The sequence below is a fragment of the Blautia sp. ZXY-1-B12 genome, assembly GCF_056339915.1.
Map to the genome: position 1 here is coordinate 1 of NZ_JBWJVP010000165.1, position 23,255 is coordinate 23,255.

At 37.0% G+C, this 23,255-nt stretch carries 17 protein-coding genes; 11 read left to right on the forward strand and 6 right to left on the reverse strand.

The window, feature by feature from the left end; genetic code table 11:
• Window positions 1–2,084 (reverse strand): hypothetical protein (locus tag AC075L_RS08730; RefSeq protein ID WP_476387544.1); only part of this gene is annotated, 2,084 nt, incomplete at its 3' end.
• A 430-nt stretch (window positions 2,085–2,514) separates the two neighbouring features.
• Between AC075L_RS08730 and AC075L_RS08735 the strand changes: the two genes are divergently transcribed.
• The 4 genes from AC075L_RS08735 to AC075L_RS08750 all read left to right on the forward strand — a co-directional run bounded on the left by AC075L_RS08735 (window position 2,515) and on the right by AC075L_RS08750 (window position 5,069).
• Window positions 2,515–2,727 carry a hypothetical protein gene (locus AC075L_RS08735; RefSeq protein WP_008707746.1) on the forward strand — a complete coding sequence of 71 codons (213 nt, stop codon included), beginning with the start codon at window positions 2,515–2,517 and terminating at the stop codon, window positions 2,725–2,727.
• A 75-nt stretch (window positions 2,728–2,802) separates the two neighbouring features.
• Complete coding sequence (locus tag AC075L_RS08740; RefSeq protein WP_008707747.1) at window positions 2,803–2,982, forward strand: hypothetical protein; 180 nt, start codon at window positions 2,803–2,805, stop codon at window positions 2,980–2,982.
• Window positions 2,983–3,540 carry an ATPase gene (locus AC075L_RS08745; protein WP_008707748.1) on the forward strand — a complete coding sequence of 186 codons (558 nt, stop codon included), beginning with the start codon at window positions 2,983–2,985 and terminating at the stop codon, window positions 3,538–3,540.
• A gap of 209 nt (window positions 3,541–3,749) precedes the next feature.
• Window positions 3,750–5,069, forward strand: a complete 1,320-nt coding sequence (locus AC075L_RS08750) for a transglutaminase domain-containing protein (protein WP_476387545.1) — start codon at window positions 3,750–3,752, stop codon at window positions 5,067–5,069.
• Window positions 5,070–6,045: 976 nt separating this feature from the next.
• Here the strand turns inward: AC075L_RS08750 and AC075L_RS08755 are convergent.
• A complete protein-coding gene (locus tag AC075L_RS08755; RefSeq protein ID WP_008707750.1) occupies window positions 6,046–6,768 on the reverse strand; it encodes a hypothetical protein in 723 nt (240 codons plus the stop codon).
• A gap of 172 nt (window positions 6,769–6,940) precedes the next feature.
• Window positions 6,941–10,876 carry a hypothetical protein gene (locus AC075L_RS08760; protein WP_476387546.1) on the reverse strand — a complete coding sequence of 1,312 codons (3,936 nt, stop codon included), beginning with the start codon at window positions 10,874–10,876 and terminating at the stop codon, window positions 6,941–6,943.
• A gap of 295 nt (window positions 10,877–11,171) precedes the next feature.
• Here AC075L_RS08760 and AC075L_RS08765 point away from each other — a divergent pair, with 295 nt between their 5' ends.
• From AC075L_RS08765 to AC075L_RS08785, 5 genes are all read left to right on the forward strand, one after another.
• Window positions 11,172–12,194, forward strand: coding sequence for a FliH/SctL family protein (locus tag AC075L_RS08765; RefSeq protein ID WP_008707752.1), 1,023 nt, complete (start codon window positions 11,172–11,174; stop codon window positions 12,192–12,194).
• A 231-nt stretch (window positions 12,195–12,425) separates the two neighbouring features.
• Window positions 12,426–12,626, forward strand: a complete 201-nt coding sequence (locus tag AC075L_RS08770; protein ID WP_044951787.1) for a helix-turn-helix transcriptional regulator — start codon at window positions 12,426–12,428, stop codon at window positions 12,624–12,626.
• A 3-nt stretch (window positions 12,627–12,629) separates the two neighbouring features.
• Window positions 12,630–12,962, forward strand: a complete 333-nt coding sequence (locus AC075L_RS08775; RefSeq protein WP_118409687.1) for a HipA N-terminal domain-containing protein — start codon at window positions 12,630–12,632, stop codon at window positions 12,960–12,962.
• The gene (locus tag AC075L_RS08780; RefSeq protein WP_008707757.1) at window positions 12,959–13,918 is read left to right on the forward strand and encodes a HipA domain-containing protein; all 960 of its coding nucleotides are present in this window, start codon (window positions 12,959–12,961) and stop codon (window positions 13,916–13,918) included. Before AC075L_RS08775 ends, AC075L_RS08780 begins: the two co-directional genes overlap by 4 nt.
• A gap of 50 nt (window positions 13,919–13,968) precedes the next feature.
• Window positions 13,969–14,190 carry a hypothetical protein gene (locus tag AC075L_RS08785; protein WP_008707759.1) on the forward strand — a complete coding sequence of 74 codons (222 nt, stop codon included), beginning with the start codon at window positions 13,969–13,971 and terminating at the stop codon, window positions 14,188–14,190.
• Window positions 14,191–14,402: 212 nt separating this feature from the next.
• Here the strand turns inward: AC075L_RS08785 and AC075L_RS08790 are convergent, their stop codons facing one another.
• Entirely contained in the window at window positions 14,403–16,016 is a 1,614-nt protein-coding gene (locus tag AC075L_RS08790) for an AAA family ATPase (protein ID WP_020993316.1), read from the reverse strand.
• Window positions 16,017–16,114: 98 nt separating this feature from the next.
• Here AC075L_RS08790 and AC075L_RS08795 point away from each other — a divergent pair, with 98 nt between their 5' ends.
• A complete protein-coding gene (locus AC075L_RS08795) occupies window positions 16,115–16,312 on the forward strand; it encodes a hypothetical protein (RefSeq protein WP_044951730.1) in 198 nt (65 codons plus the stop codon).
• Between the two features lies 1 nt (window position 16,313).
• On the forward strand, window positions 16,314–16,493 hold the full coding sequence (locus AC075L_RS08800) for a hypothetical protein (protein WP_008707763.1): 180 nt from the start codon (window positions 16,314–16,316) through the stop codon (window positions 16,491–16,493).
• A 469-nt stretch (window positions 16,494–16,962) separates the two neighbouring features.
• Here the strand turns inward: AC075L_RS08800 and AC075L_RS08805 are convergent, their stop codons facing one another.
• Window positions 16,963–18,900: a hypothetical protein gene (locus AC075L_RS08805; protein ID WP_476387547.1), complete on the reverse strand. Its 1,938-nt coding sequence runs from the start codon at window positions 18,898–18,900 to the stop codon at window positions 16,963–16,965.
• 120 nt (window positions 18,901–19,020) lie between these two features.
• Window positions 19,021–23,037: a hypothetical protein gene (locus tag AC075L_RS08810; protein ID WP_118409483.1), complete on the reverse strand. Its 4,017-nt coding sequence runs from the start codon at window positions 23,035–23,037 to the stop codon at window positions 19,021–19,023.
• Window positions 23,038–23,255 lie beyond the last annotated feature (218 nt).

The following is a 23,255-nucleotide window of genomic DNA, read 5'->3' on the forward strand; positions in this document are numbered from 1 at the left end:
ATAGTAGCTTTAATAAAATCATGAAGTTCGTTCTGACCGACGTTGTTTTTAGGAACATCGCTATAACCATCTTCATATTCATATTTTATAGAATAATCATCCGCACTTAAGCCTTTAACGATTTTTCCGGTTCTATCTTTTGCTGTTACAACTAACTGAACTTTGTAATCACTTGCCGGACCATTTCCTTTATTGTATGTAACTGTTTTTGGTACAGTCACAGAATCAGCAGATACAATTAATGGCTTAATTTCAAATGGAACTTTATAAGTCTGACCTGCGTAGGAAGAATCACCTTTTACTTTAATTTCGACATATCCGTAGGTTGTAATGTCACCATTTTTGTCATATTTGGAAGCTTCAACATTATTTGAATATCCTGTAATTTCCCATTCGTCATCTTTTAAGGTTTCAGAACCAACTGCAAGGTTTACATTAGAAATTACAAGTTTTCCAAGCTCTTCTTTGGTAGGTTTAAGTTCTGTTCCTGTATAATATGGAGCATATGTATTTGTGAAAGAAGCTGTAGCAATTACGTTGCTTGCCACTCTTACTTCCAGAATCTGACCGTTCTTGCAAGTTGGATTGGACTGTTCATTAGCAAAAACAGTAACAGTATAGGTACCAACTCTATCAAAGGATTGTGTATTTGTTACAGTCTGATTGTCTGGATCTTTAATAATGAGATTATAATCGGAATTATTTGTAAGTTTTAACTCTGTTCCCGATTTATCTTTAAATACCAGATTAGCGTTGGCAAACTGACCTACGGTTGTTCCCTTCGGTACACGACCATATCTTAATGTAATAGATGTTGAATCAGCGCTTAAATCGCGTTTGGTAATTTCTACATTTGCTTTAGTTGTAATCTGAGTTTTATCTGAATCAGTCAGGTTAAAGTTAGGTAATTTATCTGCATCTAAAGTAACTTCAACAGTCTTCATACCAGTTGCTTTATCTGTAGTTACAGCTTTTTTCACAGCAGCAGATAAATCTGCACCTGATAAAACGTCATCTTTTTCTTTGAATGTTACCTTGTCAGTAGGAAGGGTAATAATATCTCCTGTATACTGATAAGAAAGACCATCTGCAACGCTTAATTCAAATTCATTTGCATCAAAATCACGTTTCTGCACAGTAAGAACATCAGCAGATATTGTGCCAGTATATGGAGAATCTGCTTTAGCAGTTGCAGTTACTGTTAATTTTTCATTAGCATTTTTAGCAGTTTTTGTTGCAGCTACATCAAAATATTTTAATACAGTTGCAGCAGTCCATGTACTTCCTAAAACTCCTGGTACAGTATCACCTTTTTTAACTGTGAGAGCTGCTCCTGAATTGACTAATTTTACAGCATTATCACTTCCATCTGCAGTATTATCTGTATAATAGAAATCTTTTCCATTATACTCAAGATCATTGCTTGTTTTATTTAAGTTGAGTGTACCTTCAATAGCGCATTTATTAATAGTTGTTTCTCCAATAACAGTTGGTGCAATATTGATGTCATCTGGATTTTCATTATTGTATACATACAGCTCCAGTGTTTTTCCAGCATATTCACTCCAGTCAATATGGCGAGCCTGTGATGCTGTCCAACTGGATGCATCAGCAAAATCTGGAATAAAGGACATTTTGTCTGTAGTGTTATCTTTTGCTACACGGTCTGTGAATATAGCATTTGTTGTTCCTTTAACTCTCCATCCAAAGTAATAATCTTTTAATTCTTTTACATCGCTGCCATCTTTATATTTAATTATACCTGATACAGCAACCTTTTCATTAGCACCAAAAGTTGCACTTTTGGTAATTGTAACATCATCAAGAATCAAATCTCCTGCTTCGGTAACTGTAGCAGCATCTGTTGTATCTGCTTCAGTGGTATCTTCTACAACCGGAGCTTCAGCAACATCATCAGAGAATGTTTCAGCAGCTGGAGCTTCTGTAGCAACTGATGCTTCACTACCATCGCTGAACTCAGCAGCCCATACCGGCACATTAGAAGTAGCAAGCATTGCAACAACAAGTGACATACTTAATGTCTTTTTTGCCATGCCCTTCTTTGTGTTTTTAATCTTTGTCATGATTATAGTTCCCCTTTGGGTGGTGGACAGGTTGATTTTGGAGAAAATTTCGTATGGGGAATTGATTTCAGACTTGGGGAATATCCATGTTTTATGATTTATAAGTGGATAATTGTTGACAATCGTAGTAAAAACAGGCAGTTATTGCAAATAAATCTGTTGATGTATTGAAAAAATTCTTCTAGTTTTACGCTGATTATAATAAGTAACGATACACAATGAAACTCATAAAATATAAAATATCCAGGGAATCTACCTGAAAAACTGATGCAGTAAATCGGAACCCGGTTCTGATTTTGGTGAAAGAAATTTACTCTAATCTGCCACCTCCTCTGGTGTCTGCCCGAATCGGGAAGAAGCATTTGACGAAGTTTTATTTCTGAGGTATCATGAAAATATAAATAGAAAATTTCATTTGCAGGAGTATCTCATGAAAGTAAAAAACAGTATTTCTACAATAATGAGAACCTTAAAAGGCAGAGAAACAAAAGATAAAGAGGCGAAAAATATTTTTTCGTATAAGCCGATTATGAGCAATATTCTAAAGTACACCGTAGCAGAATACAGGGACTGTTCTCTGGAAGAGATCATGAACTGTATTGAGGGAGATACAATCCGGACCGGACAGTCAGGGGCTCCTTAATGGTAAGTATAGAAAGTGTTTGATATACTCAAAATAAATAACAATGATAATCAAAAATAAAAAGGTGGGTTGAAAATGTGCGATGTAAAAAAATATGAAAAAATATATGAAGAAATCAAATGTCTGGAACCTGAAGACACATTACAGCTTACATTAGAGGCTGATTCAGAAGAACAAAGGGAATTTTATCAAATGGTGGGGGATTTTTTGCTTCAAAAAAAGCAAAAACAGGTAATTGCGAGGAATTTATTCTAAATGAAAAAATATATTGTTTTGGGTGGAGTTAATGGAGCGGGTAAATCTACTCTTTATCAGATATTAGATAATTTAAAGAAAATGCCCCGAGTAAATACAGATGAAATCGTAAAAGAACTAGGAGATTGGCGCAATACATCTGATGTCCTGAAAGCAGGAAAAATAGCAGTTCAGTTGATTGATAAATACTTTTCAGAAGGAATATCTTTTAATCAGGAGAGTACTTTGTGTGGGAAATCTATTATAAAAAATTTTAAACGTGCGAAACAATTAGGCTATACAATAGAATTACACTATGTAGGTGTGGATTCTGTAGAAACTGCTAAACGAAGAGTCGCTGAAAGAGTTCAGAATGGCGGGCATGGAATTCCTGAATCTGATATTGAAAAAAGATACTTTCAATCTTTTTCAAATTTGCAGTATCTACTTAAAGAATGTGATCTGGCAGTTTTTTATGACAATAGTAATAGCTTTCATCGCTTTGCTATTTTTCGAAGGGGAAAAATAGTAAGATTATCCCAGGATATACCACAATGGTTTGATTACATTATCTATTGAAGGAAGAAACATTTTTATTAAAGAAAGACTCCGGCTGTAATGACTGGAGCCTTCTTTTTATGAATTTTAATTTGATAAAATTTCTATCTTACACTGATGTTTTTTGTCTCTCTGTCATTGACAAATTAAGACAATCACTGGATAGTTTTTGATGATATGTGGTACAATTCATTTAAATAAAAGAACATATCTGAAGGAGGAATATGAAGATGCGAAAAAGATCAGAAAGGTTAAAAAAATTGTCCGGATTACTGTTGCTGTGCTGTATGCTGCTGTGTATGGCTTTATGCACAGGAGTAAATGCAGAAGCGGCGCAGACAGTCCGGGAAGATACTACGTTTATGAATATCAAACAATGGCGGGCAGGAAATGCGAGCTGCATAGAGTTTGATGCACTGGTAAATACTCTGGGTTCTAAATATGTAGATGTTTACCGTTCGGAACCTTCGGTTAAAAATGGAGGAGAACTAAAGAGGCTGGACCGTTTTCAGGTTATCGGTGCAGTCTGGAATGTTATCGATGATGATCGCTATGCATGTTATGGGAATGCCCAAAAGGTGATCTGTTATTCTGAACGGCCAAGTGCCCGAGGTGATAATCTTACTTTTGTGGACACGACAACAAAGGCAGGACATGAATATTCCTATCAGCTTAGATATTCGGATTATGTATTTGATCCGGAATCTGAAAATTTCGGGGATGATGTCAGGATAATCTCAAATACCATTACTGTAAAACCGGTTCTGCAGACACCGGAACTTTACAAATGTTATACTACCGATAACAGGATTGTAAAATTGTCATGGAGTTATACAAATCAGGCAGACGGGTACAGAATCTACAGGTATGACAATGGAAAATGGAGTTATCTGAAAGCAGTAAGAAAAGGAAGCAAACTTACTGCCGCAGACAAGACTGCAAAAACAGGAAAAACTTATCAATACAGAATACTTGCCTATAAGAATGTAAATGGGAAAAACATATATAGTGATAAGAGCGCAGCCAGAAAGATAACCTTAAAATCTCCTACTGTAAAAGGTGATTATAGTTACGGCAGTGTGTATGGTCCATATCTGGATACTGCCCATCTGGCGCAGGTAAGAAGTGTTGTACAGAGCTTTAAACTGAATTATATCCGGAAAGGAATGTCAGATTATGATAAAGTCCTGACTGCTTTTAATTATCTCCGCAGCAATTGTAGATATGCATACAGGGGATGGCAGTATAATTATGCAAATACAGCCTGGGGTGCACTGGTATATGGAGAAGCACAGTGTTCCGGATATGCAAGAGGCATGAAAGCACTCTGTGATGCAATCGGGGTAGACTGCCGTTACGTTCATGCAAATGCCAAAGCCAGTAACCCGAGCCACCAGTGGAATCAGGTAAAGGTTGGGGGTAAATGGTACATCCTGGATGCTCAGTCAAATGGCTTTCTTCTCGGAACAGATACCTGGATAAAACAGGCCGGGATGTCCTGGGATACAAAAGGACTGCCAACCTGTAGTAAAACAGATTATAAGAGATAAAGACTTTCTTTTCGGCTTCGGATGTTCTGTTGAATGCATGCATTCCAACTACCATGTTCCTTTTGATACATTCTTGAATGTTACTGTAACCTCTTTGAGGTTAAGCTGAAACGGATCTCATAATATACTGTCTGTTCCCTGATTGCATTTGCCTCGGAATTAAGGCTGTCCTATCCGTTCGTTTCTATCCAGTGTACCGGTATGGTTGGGCGATCCTGATGCACTGCTCGGCTGGAAATTTCGATGTTTCCCTCAAGCAGTTTTAACAAATAAACTTAACGTTGTATTAGGAACATTCTTTTATACAGGATTTGAGAATCCATGCAGCAACTGCCTAACTGCCTTATAAGTTAATAGTTTCTTGGCACATATTTTGTATATATATTTTATCAGAGCTGCTATTTGTTTACCAGAGAAACTTTTCGACAATCATAGAATAAATTTTGATAAAGAAGAATCCCTATCGTAATGATGATAGGAGTCCTATTTGGGTATTTTTATTCTTTTGCTTTATAAAAATTTCTGTATCATTTTATGTAAATATTACTTTCTTCCCGGATTTTTTCGATGATCTGACCTGGGTAGCTATCTGATATAATAATCATAGTTTCAAAACCATGATCCCAGAGTATACGTCTTATCAGGAGGATGCTCTGGGATCCCTTTCTTTACTGTATTAATGACAGTATACAGGGTAACTCAGAGACAGGCAACAAAGTCTTTGTATTGCCACCTAAAGTTGCCATCAACAGCCTGGACCCTGCCAAAGACTTCCCCACTACAAGATCTCTTTGAGCAGACCACTTAACTTCATAAGCAGTACCATTATAAACCATGTCTGACGCAAGTTCGATAAAAGTGCACCATTTTTCTCAATTTATTACTTATCATATCCGTTCTGGATAATATTTACTTTTCAAAATTTATCCAACTGATGAATTTTAGTTGGTAAGATCAAGATTCCGAGAACCTATTATTAACTATCAACTTCTTCAATAAATAATTGTTTTATATCCCCCATTAAAGCAGGCTCTGAAATAGATAATGGAGAAACATCATTGTATGTTTTAAATACCTCACATTTTGTATCATCGCCATAATTTAAACAATTTCCCTTCAATGCCTTTCCAAATCCAGAAAAGATATAATATACTTCCGTTTCATCTGAATCTTGTTCTAATAACCCATATTGATATAACGATGATACCATTGCACTATTTTTTTGCTTCTCGTTAATTCCTATTTTTCTTATATATTCTAATTCAAACGGAGTACACTGATTTATAATCTGCGCTAATTTAAAATACAACGAAATTTCTATTTCTTGCAGTAGCAAACATCGAGTTAATATCGCAAAGCAATCTACCTTCATATCATCCTCTAGTTTGTCAATCAAATATATCTGTTTTTTTACAAATTCAGCATATTTTTCATTATCATTGTTGAATTGAGAAGCCATTTTTACTTGTTCTTCATAGTCTTTATATGTTCCTTGTAAAAATCTTTTTATTTTATTCCAAAATATAACAGTCGGCATATGAAAGACTATTTGTTTTACATCTTTACCTGCTAACGTTCCAGATACCGGATCTTTACTTATAACAGCTTGTATTAAATTCCAAAATGCATTTCCAGCATATTTTCTTAGGTCATCATTTTTAACGATTAAAGCCAATTCTTTAAGTTGTTCTTCAAGCATTCTTTTATCCTCTTTTCAGAAAAAGAAAAACTATTGCTGTATAAATACAGTCCCCCCCCTTTGAATATTGGTTGATTATTATATCCCCCTCATCTAGGGGAAGTACTGTATTTGACCCATTTAAGAGTCTAGCAATAGTTTTTCTTATTTATATATTTCTTTACCCAAAGGATTATTTAACAGTAGCCTTTTTCAGGTTTGACCATGGGCTGAAGACTTTCTTTCCGTCTTCGGATGTTCTGTTGAATGCATGCATTCCAACTACCCATGTTCCCTTTGGTACGTTCTTGAATGTTGCTGTTACTGTACCTTCTTTGAGGTTCAGTTTCTTGTAATTTCCATAGTGGTATGGACGAGTCTCACCGTTTTCTTTCTTGGAATCTGTTCCAAGTACTACATCGTAACCAGTTGCGTTTGCAGCTGCTTTGTATGTTACTTTGATAGTAGATCCGCTTACTGTTACGTTTGTGATAACTGGAGCGTCCGGTGTGATTGCAGATACAACAAACGGATATGCGCCAGACCAGTCACTGAATACTTTCTTACCGTTCTCGTCACGTTTCCAAGCGTGGCAGTATGCATAGTAGGTTCCCTGCTGTACATATTTGAATGTAGTAGAGGTCTGAACCTGGTTCTTGTTTACGGAATCATAGTCTTTGTTTGTGATGCAATCGCGGTCTGTAGAGATTACATAGTCGTAACCTGCAGCACCTTCGGAATCACCGGAAAGGATTACGGTTGCTTTGTTTCCGGTAACTTTAACACTGCTGATCATTGGTGTAGCTGGTTTTTCTGTCGGATCAGTTACAACGGCAGAAACTGTCTTGGAACCTTTGTAGTTCTTATTTCCTTTTGTAGCGGTTACAGTAACTTTGTTTGCTGCTGCATCCTTTGTCACTGTATATTCATCAGCAGCAACTTCTACTTTTCCGCATTTAACAGTAACTTTATCACCATTTACGGTAACGTCTGCATTTGCAAGGTCAAATTTGTCAATTCCCCATGCATAAGTCAATGTAACAGAATTTGGTAATTTATAGCCATTCTTAGGTTCAACTGTAACAAGAAGAGTCTGTTTTTCTGTTGCGTTGATTACATCCTTGTTTGCGGATACGTTTAAGTCATAATCTGTACCTTCTACAAGTGTTCTTCCTTTTACAACAATTTTTACAGATGGTTTAACCGGAAGACCTGCTGCATATGTTCCGTTGGAAACAGATACACAGCTTGCAGTAATCTCTTCCTGAGTAATTTCAATCAGATCTATCTTGAATACGTTTGTAATCTTGTTTCCGGCAGCATCTGTATAAACACCATCTTTAACACTAATACCGGAAGCAGCATCTGAAGTTGTCAGATTTCCGCCAAATTTGCCCTTAGCTACTGCAAGAACGGCAGCATACTGTTTTTTATCTTTGCCTTTCTGACCGTATACATTATCAACGTACTTGATCTCATAGTCAGTGCCTTCTTTTAAATCTTTGCCTGTATATGTTAAAGAAGTTTTAGCACAGGTATGTGCGGTACCGTCGTAAGCAAATGTAGGACTAGCTACTGCAAAGCCATCTTTATCAACATATGCAAATGTCGCATTGGTGCCATCAAGCATTTCACCACTGATCTGGAATGTTAATGTTTTAGTTCCGGTAAAGTTTTTGTTCTTTGGTGTTAAAGTTACTGTACCTTCACCTACTTTTACATTTTCTCCATAGGTTAAGATGAAGTTACTTTCAACATCAATTTTCTTTCCGTCTAAAGTAAGGTCGATCTTATCTGGCGCAATTTCAAGAGTGTATCCTTTGTATTCCTGAGTACCGATTACGCCCTTTAATTTAGATGCATCAGCAGACTGAATAGTATACGTAATGCTTGCTGTTCCCTGATAATCAGAATTATCATTAGCAGAAACTGTTAAAGTTGCAGTACCGGCATTTACATTATTTGTATATTTTGCAGTGTATTGATTTGGATTGACAATATGTCCGCCAATTACAACGTCAAAATCAGGTTTAACTGCCTGACCATTGTATGTAAAAGAAGTCTCTTTCAGTTTAATGTACTCTGATTTTAAAGTTGCATTGGAAATCTTTGAGTTTACTTTAAGAATACTAGTATCGGTTGGATCATCAAAATTGCTATTAGCTTTTACTGCAACAGTTGCATCAACAGATTTTCCATCAGCTCCCCATGCGTAAGTTACTGTATAATCTTTTCCCTCTGTTAAAGTTAAGATTTTATTTGTTCCAGGAACCTGAGCTTTTACAACAACTCCCATTGCTGTTTTATAATCTTCTGGTTTTGCACCATTGATCTTTTCAACATATTCACTTGCTTTTACATCTGTAACTGGTGTTTGGCTAATTGTAAAAGTATAGTTTTTAATGCTGTTTGCGTAGCTGCCTTTTCCAATAAGGAACATTTTTGCAGTACCTGCATTTGTATTATCGGAATATGTGATTTCGTAATCACTATCCTTTATTAATGGAGTGCTGTTAGCACCAACTGTTGGAACACCAATTTCATCAGTTGTAAATGTAACTGGTTCTCCGGTATAGTATTTCGTAATGCTATTAAAATTGTAAGTATCTTTTTTACCAGCACTACCTGGTACTGTTGTTTCTTTAGCATTAGTACCTATTTTGAATACAGCAGTATTGATATCTGTTGCAAAAATTGATAATTCAGCGGTAGTTTTACCTGTAAGCTTACTGCTTGATGTAGTTGCCTTAGGTGTAATTGTTACAGTGTATTTTCCAGCTTCAACTGCGTTATTTGGAATATCAATATCTACATAATTAAACAGAGCTAATTCTTTTTTGCTGTCTTTTTCATAAAAATGAACTTGATCTGCTGCGAGTGTTGCTTTATTGTTTGTTTTCTGAACTGGATCGATTGTAACTGTAACTGAGCTCAGATCACGTGCAGCAACTTCAGGAACATTTGTGGACTGGATTTTAGTATTGTCAGAGCCAACAGCGCCGGAAATAGTATAGTTTTTGTTTCCGGTTTCAGGAGTGGCAAGCTCAATCTTTCCATCTCTTGTAACATTTACATAGCCGTTTTTGTCAACTTTGAGATAATCAGATAAATCAATCTTCTTTGTAGCTTTATCAACTAATGTGATGTCTTCTTTTTTTACTTTTAATACATCAGTATTAGTATTACCGCCATCAAATTTATAAGATGTATTCTTTAATGTAGCAACCATTTCATCTGCGATTGCATTTGAAGTACTTAAATTTTTTGGATTAATTTTATAAGTAGTTGTGATAGAACCTTTATATGCAGATGATTTAGGTGTTAATGTGATGGTGATCGGTTTATCAGTTACATTAACAAAATCACTGTTTTCATCATAACCTATAGTATAATCAGCAATATTATCTAATTCTGCCGGTAAATTTCCTGACACTGGATTTAATGTAGGCGTTGCCTGCTGGATTTTACCATTATACTCAACATCAGCTGCTGTTGCTTTTACAACATCTGCGGTATTCTTGGGATTTACAGTAATAGCATCTGAAGTATAGCTCCATACAACCTGGTTATCCTTTACAGCGTATACATATAATGCTACTGTCTTGTTTGCGGTTGCTGAAGAGACAGTATATGCAGTTGGTGTGATTGTAGCTACATCATTGGCGAATGTTGCTGCTGTAGTACCAGCTAAAGCGCTTACAGCTACATTATCAACTTTCCATGTTGCATATACTTTTGCATCGGTAAGAATTTTATTATCTGTAACAGAAACAGTTGTGGATAATGTTCCATCTGCCCATGTCATGGTGTTTTTCTCTACAGGAGTTGAAGTAGCACCTGTTGCAGTAAAACTAATAGGTGTATATGTTACAGAATATTGATTACCAGAAACCTCAGCTTCATTTGCTGCATTGACATCTGCTGTGTTGTCTTCTACAACAGGAGCTTCTGCGGCATCATCAGAAAATGTTTCAGCAACAGGAGTTTCTGTAGTAACTGATGGTTCGCTGCCATCACTGAACTCAGCAGCCCATACCGGCACATTAGAAGTAGCAAGCATTGCAACAACAAGTGACATACTTAATGTCTTTTTTGCCATGCCCTTCTTTGTGTTTTTAATCTTTGTCATGATTATAGTTCCCCTTTGGGTGGTGGACAGGTTGATTTTAGATTAAAAAGCACATTCTCTGATTAGAAATTCATTCACAACCCTGAAAAAATGGTTATTTATAACTGCCTTTTTCACGCATCAGAGTGGTATTTTTATAGTTATATGAACGTTTACAGCTGACAGAATGAGAAAAGAGAATAGATCAAACAATCGGACGCTGTACTTTTCAGATTTTTAATAATTTTTATATTTCCTTTCGTGGAAACAAAATAATAATTATGATATATTGATAACAGAAACAGGCAAAAAGGAGGTGCTGGATACGACGGAAAAAAATAAGATCAAACCGGATACCATACTGAAGAACTTCTGGAGAGACAATGGACATTTTGCGGATCTGTTCAATGCAGTATTTTTTAACGGGGAACAGGTGCTGAAGCCGCAGGATCTTACAGAAGCAGATACGGATGTTTCCTCCATGCTGAAATTTAACGGTCATGCAGAAACAATACAGAAGATCCTGGATGTTGTAAAGAAGACGGCATATGGTGTGGATTTTGTACTCTGGGGACTGGAAAATCAGGCAAAGATCCATTATGCGATGCCGCTGCGACATATGGTCGGAGATGCGTTCTCTTACATGAAAGAATATGATGAGATCGCAGCAGTAAATAAGAAAAACGGGGATTTCCATTCATCGGATGAATTCCTGTCAGGTTTTAAGAAGACTGACCGGTTACATCCGGTGATCAGTCTGTGTGTATACTATGGAGAAAGTGAATGGGATGGTCCGTCTTCCCTGAAGGATATGCTGGAGATCCCCGAAAAGATAGAACCACTGGTATCTGATTACCGTATGAACCTGGTACAGGTAAGATCAAGTGGAGAGCTGTGTTTCAGTGATCCGGATGTAAATATGGTGTTTGACGTGAGCCGTTTGATCTATGCCAGGGATTATACGAAGATTAATGAAGTTTACAGGGATCATAATATTCCGGCAGATCTTGGACTTGTGATAGGAGCCATTACAGAATCACAGAAGCTGATTGACCATGCTTTGGAATCGGAGCAGAAGGGAGGGCAGATCAATATGTGTAATGCATTGGAAGAGTTAAGACAAGAAGGTGTTGAAGAAGGTCGACAGGAAGGTCGACAGGAGGGCCGTCAGGAAGGCCGTCAGGAAGGCAGATGGGAAGGTATCCTTGAAGGCATTCGTGCGACTGTAAGGACCTGCAGGAATTTTAATATCAGTGAGGCAGACACAATCAGAAATATCATGAATGAATTTTCCCTGTCACAGGAAGAGGCTGTCAATTATGTAAAAAAATACTGGTAAATGGAAAACTCTATCAGGAAGAGCCTTTGGTCCATCTGGTCCGAGGCTCTTTACTTATGTCAGAGTAAAATATAATACCCCACAATAAATCGGAACCCGGGCACAAAACATAAAAATATTATTATACCCGTTCGGGATGATTTAATATGGAAATATATAAATTATACCCGAACGGGATTTTTGTATATAATTCACTTGAAATCATACCCGAACGGGATTAATATGTTTAATATGAGTACAATTGGAGATTATATAAAAAAAGAAAGAAAAAAAGCAGGGCTGACGCAGGAGGATTTTGCAATCCGTTCCGGACTTGGACTTCGTTTTGTAAGGGAATTGGAACAGGGAAAAGAAACGGTGCGTCTGGACAAAGTGAATCAGGCACTGGCAATGTTTGGGAAAGAAGCTGTACCAGGAAAAAAGGAGGATTAGCAGGTGGAGTCAGAATATAGAAAGGGATATGTATATATTCAAAATCATTTTTCCGGAATTATTGCAGAAACTGAAGAAGGGTATATTTTTACTTATGACCAGGATTATCTGGACAGAGAAGATGCAGTGGCAGTAAGCCTGACACTTCCATTACGTCAGGAGCCTTATGAAACAACTATATTGTTTCCTTTTTTTGACGGACTGATTCCAGAAGGATGGCTTCTGGGGGTGGTCAGCCGAAACTGGAAAATCAACCAGAAAGACCGGTTTGGATTACTGTTATCTGCCTGCAGAGACTGCATTGGCGATGTTTGTATCAGGAGAGAAAAGGTATGAAATGCTTGTGTTGTGGAAAGCCAATAACAAATAGTGCAACGAATGTGGAAAAAGAATGGTGCTGGCATAAAAAGTGTGTAAAGAGATTTTTTCAGACAGATGAATTACCAATCTTGGATATTACGAAAGAGCAACTGGAAATCCTGGCAACTGAAACAGTAAATGAGGGACTTACTGTGCCGGGAGTTCAGAAAAAGCTTTCCCTGCATTTATCAACAGATCTTAATGCAAGACTTACAATTGTGGACTATCCGACAGGATATATCCTGAAGCCGCAGACGGAAGAATTTGATAATATGCCGGAATTTGAGGATCTGGCAATGCGTCTCGCAGAAATTATGGGAATCCAGACGGTTCCCCATGCTCTTATAAAAATGAATGATGAATACGCGTATATTACTAAAAGGATAGACCGGGAAATATCAGAAAAAGAGACCAAACTATATGCCATGGAAGATTTCTGCCAGCTGTCTTACAGGCTGACACAGGATAAATATAAAGGTTCTTATGAACAATGCGGAAGAATCATAAAAAAATGTTCTGCAACACCGGGATTAGACCTGTCAGAGCTGTTTCTGCGTGTTGTTGGATCTTTCGTTATGGGAAATTCAGATATGCATTTGAAAAACTTTTCGCTAAAGGAAACGGAGCCTGGTAGCAGAAATTTCCAATTATCAAAAGCATACGATATGCTTCCTGTTAATGTGATCATGCCAGAAGATAAAGAACAGCTGGCACTCACAATAAATGGCAAAAAACGTAATATTCATAAGAAAGAATTTCGGATACTGGCAGAATCCTGTGGGATTCCATTAAATTCTGCGGAACGTATGATGAAAAAAGTATGCTCATTAAAGGCAAAACTTTTTACACAGATAGAAGAATCTTGCCTGTCAGCAGAGCAAAAAGAGCAAATGGAGGAACTTATTTCAAAAAGGCTTGATATTTTGAGTTAGATAAACAGCTTATTGACCATGCTTTAAGATCAGAACAGGAAGGAGGACCGATGAATATGTGTAATGCGTTGGAAGAATTAAGACGCGAAGGGGTGCTTGAGGGTCAGCGTGAGGGACGGCTTGAGGGACGACTTGAGGGAATCCGTGCAACGATAGGAATCTGCAAAAAATTCAGCATTAGTGAGGAGGATATAATCAGAAATATTATGGAAGAATTTTCCTTATCACAGGAAGAAGCCTCTGGTTATGTAAAAAATATTAGTAGATTCTAAAAAGAATGGCTCCAGTTAACTACGCCTTAGTCAAAAAAGACTTCGGCCTCAGTGATCGGAGCCTTCTTTTGTGCTCCTGGCGGCGCACGAAGGAAATAAGCCCGCCAAAAGGCGAGCTTACTTAAAGTGCTTATTTATAGGCTGTCGCTGAACTACGTTTTCAGGACAGCCCCTTATATGATGATCATCAGCCGCTTGATCGAGCAGGATCATTATTTTGACAATACTTCAACTTTACAGAAATGTTCCTTGGTTTCTTTATCATAGCTGATTCCGACACCCAGGACTTCGCCCGTATATTTGCGGGTTTCTCCTGATTTTCCCTGAAAACGCAGCAGATAATCTTTTTCTCTGATCTGTAGCAGGGCATCTTCGGGAGAGTGGTCTACTTTTAATTCGAGGATAATACAGGTGTCCGTAAGATTCCATGGGTAAAAAATAAAATCAACAAATCCTTTTCCTGCTTTATCTTCACGTTCAATACGATACTTATTTCTTGCAGAAAGATATACCAGATTGACAATAGCAGAGAGTTCTACTTCATTATTATATGAGAGAATCGGGGATTCTGTATTATGTGCATACTGCAGGATCTCGGACATTTTCTGCGTGTCACGGGATAAAGTAGCCTTGAGCATCTGGTCTGAAATCTTAGCCAGCTGGTATACATATCCAAGACTTTCCTCATTCTGCAGAAGTTCTTCATATTTGAACATCAATTCTCTGTTAGGAATAAAAACTTTTCCGCCAGAATAAGTAAGCAGCCCATATACAACCATAGCTGAATAGATCTGATCCCGGCTTTTTAATTCCATTGCCGATGCAGCAAATTCATCTATTTTGGCATCAACGCCTTCTCCGGTAATCATCAATGCCAGGTCATTTTTTATATGGTCAATGTCATTGCGGATATAGTAAAAAATCTCATCATAAGGTCCGGAACTGGTCCAGTAATTGGATAACTGGTTAAAACGCAGTGCCATCACTACGGATCTTGGATTATACAGGCGTTTTCCTGAAGCAGTGAAATATCCATCATACCAGTTCTGCAGACCGTTGCGTGGTACCTGAAGTTTTTTGCATAAATGTGTGTACTTTTCATATAGAACATCTACCTCTTCGTCTGTAAAGCCAAAATATTCGCTGAAAGCTTCCATTGAAGTCATTTTAAATTCCATAAACATGTTCAGTTCAGAGCCACTGGAATATTTGGAAATCGGCAGGATACCGGTAATATATGCCAGTGCTGTATAGTCCTGATCTTTCAGCAGAGTTTTGAGAAAAAGTATATACTCTGCTTTTTCCTTTTCAGTAATAAATGGAAGATGAAATACGGCATCCCATTCATCCATGATGAAAACAAACTGTCGGTCTGTCTGCTCTGAAATTTGGGAAAGTATGTCCCAGAGCGCATATATGGAGTCTGTCTGATATTCCGGATATGCTTCCGCCAGATCGTTCTTCAAACCTGTAATGATACGGTCAATATATTGTCTGTAAGATGTGCAGTTTTCCGGAAGTCTGCTGAAATCGATATAAATGATATCATACTGATTTAAATACTGATGGTATTCAGGTGAATCTGCAATTTTTAAATGATCAAATATCTGCGAAGCATCCCAGACCCTTCCAAAGAAGGCTCCCAGCATATTTGCCATGATCGTTTTTCCGAATCTGCGCGGTCTTGTAATGCAGATATACTGTGTTTCTTCTTCCATGCATCCAAATATGTCATTCAGAATAAGGGATTTATCTACAAAATATGTTGTTTCTGAAATCTTCTTATATCTTTTGTACGGAAGAGGAGTATTTAAAAACATTGCCATATCAGTTACCGCCTTTCAGATTTTTTGCTTTAGAGATATTATAGCATTCTTATGAAAGACTTGCCAGATGGAAGAGGCGGAAAGATTATTACAATAAGATGGACAATGACATCCCGGAAAATCAGCAAGATAGAAAAATTGCAGTGTCTGCTATCAAACATCTTGATCAATCAAAAAAGAGAAAAAATATTTTGATTGCAGTTGTTTCTCTTTTTAAAGAAAATTGGCTTTATGAAAAATTTAGCCTTTTTTATTTGGAAATTAGATACATAATATTTAAATATAGGTGGGATTAATATGTGTGATGTAAAAAAATATGAAAAAATATATGAAGAAATAAAGTGTCTGGAACCTGAAGATACATTGCAACTTACATTAGAAGCTGATTCAGAAGAGCAGAGGGAATTTTATCAGATGGTAGGTGATTTTTTACTTCAAAAAAGGCAAAAACAAGTAATTGCGAGGAATTTATTTTAAAAGAAAAAATATATCGTTCTGGGTGGAGTTAATGGAGCTGGTAAATCTAATTAGTGACAAACTGAGAAATCAGCAACACTTATACTTGCCAGATTAAGTTTTAGACAAAGAATATCTTTGTTTTAATAAAACATTTTTTCGCTGTTTTCGATGGTCAGACCCCTCCAGGGCAAAATGCCAATGACACAAAACTTAGCAGATCTGTGACATGGGAGCAAATCTGATTAGTGACAAACTGAGAAATCAGCAACAGTAAATATCCTTGTTTTGAATTACAATAATTATTGTATAAAGTTTTCATCGCAAGTTAATTTTACCACAAAAATAGAACCATTCGCATGAACGAATGGTTCTATTTCTTTTAGGGACTTATTTCACAGACCCTTTCTTTTTAGGAATCTGTGAGTATGTAAATAAATTGTTTATTAACAATACCTGAAAGTTATCGATATGTGTGACTCTTAATAAATTATTTCTTTACATAGATTTCGATTTTTTTAGTTTTGACAGAGCAGGAACCTGTTGTTACCATTTTGTATCCTGCTGGTACCGGAACTTCACTGGCTTTAATAGATGTAGCTTTTTTATCGACAACGATTTCTCCAGTAGCAACAATTTTGTTTGTTTTTGCTAATCTATAAATAACTTTAATTGTTTTTCCTAATTTTTTAACCTCAACAGTTACTGTATTATTTTTGGAAATTTTTAATTTGGAACCAGTTGTTACAATCTGATATCTGTCTGGTGCTGTGATTCTGCTCATATTAACATATTTGGCAGTAGCTACTACAGAAAGTTTCTTACTGCTGACAACTTTACCAGATTCTTTAAAAATAACAGTTACAGATTTTTTATTCTGGTCTACAGTAATATAAACTTTGTTATTTTGGGAAATTTTAATGTCACCAACGATGCCAATTGTATATCCATCTGGTGCTGTTAATTTGCCAGTGTTAATATAAGTAGCATCTTTATCAACAGTCATAGGAGCTGTCTTGATGACATTTCCTTTTCTATCCTGATATACAACAGTAATTCCTTTTGTTGTAACTGCTTTACGAACAGCAGCGTATACATAACCATCATTGATTGCAAGATCACCAGCTAATACCAATTCATAGCCTTCTGGTGCTGTAAGTTTGCTGGTATTTACAGATGTAGCATCTTTATCAACAGTAAGCTCCACTTCTGCAATCTGTTTTTCTTCTTCTTCAGAATAGTAGTTGATTTTTACAGTTTTAGTAGTAGCTACTTTGCGAACAGCAGCGTATACATAACCATCATTGATTGCAAGATCACCAGCTAATACCAATTCATAGCCTTCTGGTGCTGTAAGTTTGCTGGTATTTACAGATGTAGCATCTTTATCAACAGTGAGCTCCACTTCTGCAATCTGTTTTTCTTCTTCTTCAGAATAGTAGTTGATTTTTACAGTTTTAGTAGTAGCTACTTTGCGAACAGCAGCGTATACATAACCATCATTGATTGCAAGATCGCCAGATAATACCAATTCATAGCCTTCTGGTGCTGTAAGTTTGCTGGTATTTACAGATGTAGCATCTTTATCAACAGTGAACTCTACTTCTGCAATCTGTTTTTCTTCTTCTTCAGAATAGTAGTTGATTTTTACAGTTTTAGTAGTAGCTACTTTGCGAACAGCAGCGTATACATAACCATCATTGATTGCAAGATCGCCAGATAATACCAATTCATAGCCTTCTGGTGCTGTAAGTTTGCTGGTATTTACAGATGTAGCATCTTTATCAACAGTGAACTCTACTTCTGCAATCTGTTTTTTTTCTTCTTCAGAATAGTAGTTGATTTTTACAGTTTTAGTAGTAGCTACTTTGCGGACAGCAGCGTATACATAACCATCATTGATTGCAAGATCGCCAGATAATACCAATTCATAACCTTCTGGTGCTGTAAGTTTGCTGGTATTTACAGATGTAGCATCTTTATCAACAGTGAACTCTACTTCTGCAATCTGTTTTTTTTCTTCTTCAGAATAGTAGTTGATTTTTACAGTTTTAGTAGTAGCTACTTTGCGAACAGCAGCGTATACATAACCATCATTGATTGCAAGATCGCCAGATAATACCAATTCATAGCCTTCTGGCGCTGTAAGAGAACTTGCGTTTACAGATGTGGCATCTGCAGGAACTTGCATCGGTTCTTCTTTAACCTGTGCATTTGCCTCTTCATCATAGAAATTAATATATATAGTTTTTTGAGCTGCTACATTAGCACTATCAACATCAGCAGAATCAAAAGCTTCTGGTGAGGCATCAGTTCCATCAGAGAATACGCTGACGTCAGAAGCTGCTACAGGTACAACGCTGGTTCCTGCTACGCAGGCAGCGAGCATTAAAGTCATAATTTTTTTTCTACGTTCTTTTAATCCCATATTCTTTTTCTCCTTCATTATCTGGAAAACATATTTCTTTTGCATTGCAAGAATGGGGCATAATCATGAATTATGCCCCGTCTTGCCTGTTGGAATCTTATATAAAATTACCCAAATGGATTATTTTACAGTGATCTTTTTAAGATTGGACCATGGGCTGAATACTTTCCTGCCGTTTTCGGAAGTTCTGTTGAATGCATGCATTCCTACTGTCCAGCTTCCTTTTGGTACATTCTTAAATGTAGCTGTTACTGTACCTTCTTTGAGGTTCAGGATCTTGTGATCGCCATAGTGGTATGGACGAGTCTCGCCGTTTTCTTTCTTGGAGGATGTTCCAAGTACTACGTCGTATCCTGTTGCATTAGCAGCTGCTTTATATGTTACTTTTACAGTTGTTCCGCTTACATTTACGCTTGTGATGATCGGAGCATCCGGTGTGATTGCAGATACAACGAATGGATATGCATTTGACCAGTCGCTGAATACTTTCTTACCGTTTTCATCACGTTTCCAAGCATGGCAGTATGCATAATATGTTTCCTGCTGTACATACTTAAATGTAGTAGATGTACTAACCTGATTCTTGTTTACAGAAGTATAATTTTTATTTGTGATGCAGTCACGATCTGTAGAGATTACATAATCGTAACCAGCAGCACCTTCAGAATCACCGGAAAGGATGACTGTTGCTTGGTTTCCAGTAACATTTACTTTAGTGATCATCGGAGCATCCGGTTTTTCATCTTCTGCTTTTCCGTCTGCAACTACTGTCTTGGATCCTGTGTAGTTTTTGGATGTGCTGTTTGCTTTTACTGTATATGTTCCGTCAGTGTTCTTTTCAGAAGTATATTCTGTAGCCGGAACTGGGAGATATCCATTTAATACAGTTGTAACGCCATCTTTTACAGTTACAGTACAATCGTTGATGTTCTTCTTATCAACGCCCCATGTTAAGTTTGCTCTGGAATAAGCTGTACTGTCAACATCGTCTGTATCGAATGTTGCAACACCAGACTCTGTGTATCCGTTGATACCTTTGATTTCTACGCCGTAGATGTCTCCAACTGTTACATCGATAGGAGTTACAGTATTGCCATCTTTGTCGATTAATCTAAGTGTATAATCTTTGCCTTCAACTAATGTGCTTCCGCCAATCTGAATCAGTACTTCAGGTTTAACCGGAAGACCAGCTGCGTATGTAGCATTTTTAACACTTACATTCTTAGCAACAAATTCAACAGATTTGATTGTAAACGGGATATAAGCAACAACACCATTGATAATTGTTCCGTCAGAAGTAACAATTGTCTTGGTTCCTGCAAATCCTGTTCCTTCTTTAGCTACTGCATAGATATAACCAATGTTTTCTTTTCCTGCAGTTACTTTCTTACCTGTGATATTATCAGCGTATTTAATCTCGAAATCACTTTCTTTTGCAGTTGTCTTTACGCCATCATCAGTAACTTTTCTGATATTGCTTAATAATGCTTTTGCAAAAGTATGCTCATTTCCATCAAATGTGAATGCAGTCTGGCTGTTATGAACTACGCCGTTTACATTTCCATCAGCATCTTTATCTACATCTGCTGTATAAGCGTCTGTTACGTCAAATCCTTTGCTGTCATAAACGTTAAGAGTAGCTTCTACTTTTTCTTTTACGATATTGAAGCTTGCTGTGATGTTAGAACCTGTGAAGTTCTTGTTTCCATCTAATGGTTTCAGAACAACTGTTCCGACTCCGGCTTCAACGTTTTCGCCATAAGAAACGATTTCAAACTGGTTGGATACATCGTTTCCGTTTAATGTTGCTGTAAATTTACGAGGTCTTACCTGTTTTCCAGTGTAATCCTGATCAGCGATGGATACTTTTACATCTGCTGTGTTTGCAGCTGTGATTGTAAATGTTCCAGTTGCTTTTCCTGAATAGAAGTAGTTGTATCCCTGTACAGTGATTGTTCCAGTACCAACATTTACAGCATTGCTGATGCTTACTTCCTCATATTCAGCATCTTCATCGTTAACTTCACCCTTCTTGTAAAGAGCAATAGCACCGTCAAGCACTGCATAAGTAGGCTGGATCTTTCCACCTGTGTAAGTATAAGTAGAAGGTGTTGCAACAACCATAGCGTCTGTTAATTTCTTAGGTACGATTTCTGTCTTACCGCTTGCTGTAACAGTTCTTGTTTTGCCGTTTGTTGTTTTTAAAATATAGTTTGTGTTTGTAACAGTAACTTCTGTAATGATGTTGTTAAACAAGCCATTAGCGATATCTTTGTTTTCATATTCATATTTAACTGTGAAATCGCTGTCTGTGAGAGTTTTTTCTACTTTTTTGCCTGTTTCGTCTTTTGCTACAACTGTTACAGGAAGTTTATATTCGCCTGCTTCTGTAAGTGCTTTATTAATAGAAACATCATCCGGTACAGTTACATAATCAGCTTCAACTACCAGTGGTTTGATTAAGAACGGAATAGATACTGTCTGATCTTTGTATGTTCCGCTTGTAATCTTGATGTTAACGTAAGCGTTTGCTACTGGATTGTAATTTCCGTCATATACAGTTGTTGCATTTACGTTGTTTGTATATCCTGTGATTTCGTATCCGTCTGTTCCAAGATCTTCTGTCTTAGGAACACCAGTAGCGTTATAATACTGAATAACTAAATCGCCTAAATCGCTCTTGGAAGGTTTGATCTCATCGCCTGTATAAGGTGTTGTATACTGTGTTTTTGCAGATACAGCATTTAATGCAGCTGCAGTAGCAACAACAGTAAATGTCTGCTCACCTGTGCAGTTTCCACCGTCTTTTGCACGTACTGTAACAGTATATGTACTTCCGTTTTTAAATTCTGTAGCGTCTGTACCATCAGCGTTCTTTACGATGAGTGTATATTCTTTGTTGGAGTTTTTAATTGCAGAAAGGTCTGAGCCTTCTACACCTGTAAATGCCAGATAATTAGCTAAATCTTTTACAGCAATGCTTGTTGGAATCTGTCCGCTTAAAGTTTTCACTGAAATTTTTGTTCCTGCTGTAGAGAGATCACGTTTTGCAACGTTAACAGTTTCATTTGTTGTATAATACTCATCTGCATCAGTGAAGTTCTTTAATTTTGTTTTGTCAACATATACAACAACGGGGTAATCACCTACTTTTGTATATTCAACCTGAGCAGTTGTAACTGCAGCAGATAAATCAGCACCGCTTAATTTTCCATCAGCGCCTTTATTACTGGAAGCAGATTCTTTTAATGTAATGTTATCTTTGGAAATCTTAATAGCCTTACCTGTATACTGATAGGACTGTCCTTTTGTTGCTGTTGCAAGGATATCTCCTTTTGCATATGCTTTTGCTGTAACCTTACCGATTACAAGTTCAGCACTGCCTGTGTAAGCAGAGTCTTCTTTTGCTGTTACAGTAAGTTTGAATTCTTCTTTATTATTAGTTGCATTAGTTACAGATGTTTCATAAGCATCAGCAGCTACATTTGCTTTTTCAGAATCCAGAACAGTAAGTGCAACGCCGTCAGCTTCAGTAATAGTCTGAGCAAAACCGTTGTATGCTTTTGTTGTGGTTGCAGGTGTAGCAGTCACAGAATTTAAAGATCTCTTTTCTACAGCTACAGAAATACCTGTGTTAATGTCATAAAGAGTCTGCTGATTGCTGTCTACATCGTAAACATAAAGGGTTAATGTTTTTCCAGCCATGTCAGCTGTTGTATTTAAACTCATATCAGCTGCATCGTCTACTTTTCCGTTAGAAGATGCATATGCAATACCTTTTTCGTCAACCCAACGATACTGCCATCCACCTTCTACTTCTGATCCGTCAGTTTTAGTTACAGTACCACTGATAACAGATGCTCCTCCCCAAACAACTTTTTTGCTGTCTGCAGATAAGTTAAGAGTAATATCAGCTTCATTTACCATTACAGATGCTGGAGCTGCGTCTTCTGTATCGTCAACAACAGGAGCTTCTGCAGCGAACGCATCTGCTTCAGTAGCTACGGAAGCGTCAGTACCATCGCTGAACTCAGCAGCCCATACCGGCACATTAGAAGTAGCAAGCATTGCAACAACAAGTGACATACTTAATGTCTTTTTTGCCATGCCCTTCTTTGTGTTTTTAATCTTTGTCATGATTATAGTTCCCCTTTCCTTAATATAACTATTTCTTTTTGGGTAAAGATTCCTAGACATAATCTGTCTGTTATGGTTAATAATAGTGCTTTCACCACTTTTTGTCAAGGGTAATGCTCAAGAATTTTACGATTTTTTTAAATTTCATACACTTCAAAAGCATTTATTTTCCTTGATTTTTCATGCTAAAAATCTATAATTTGTTACAAATGTGGTGA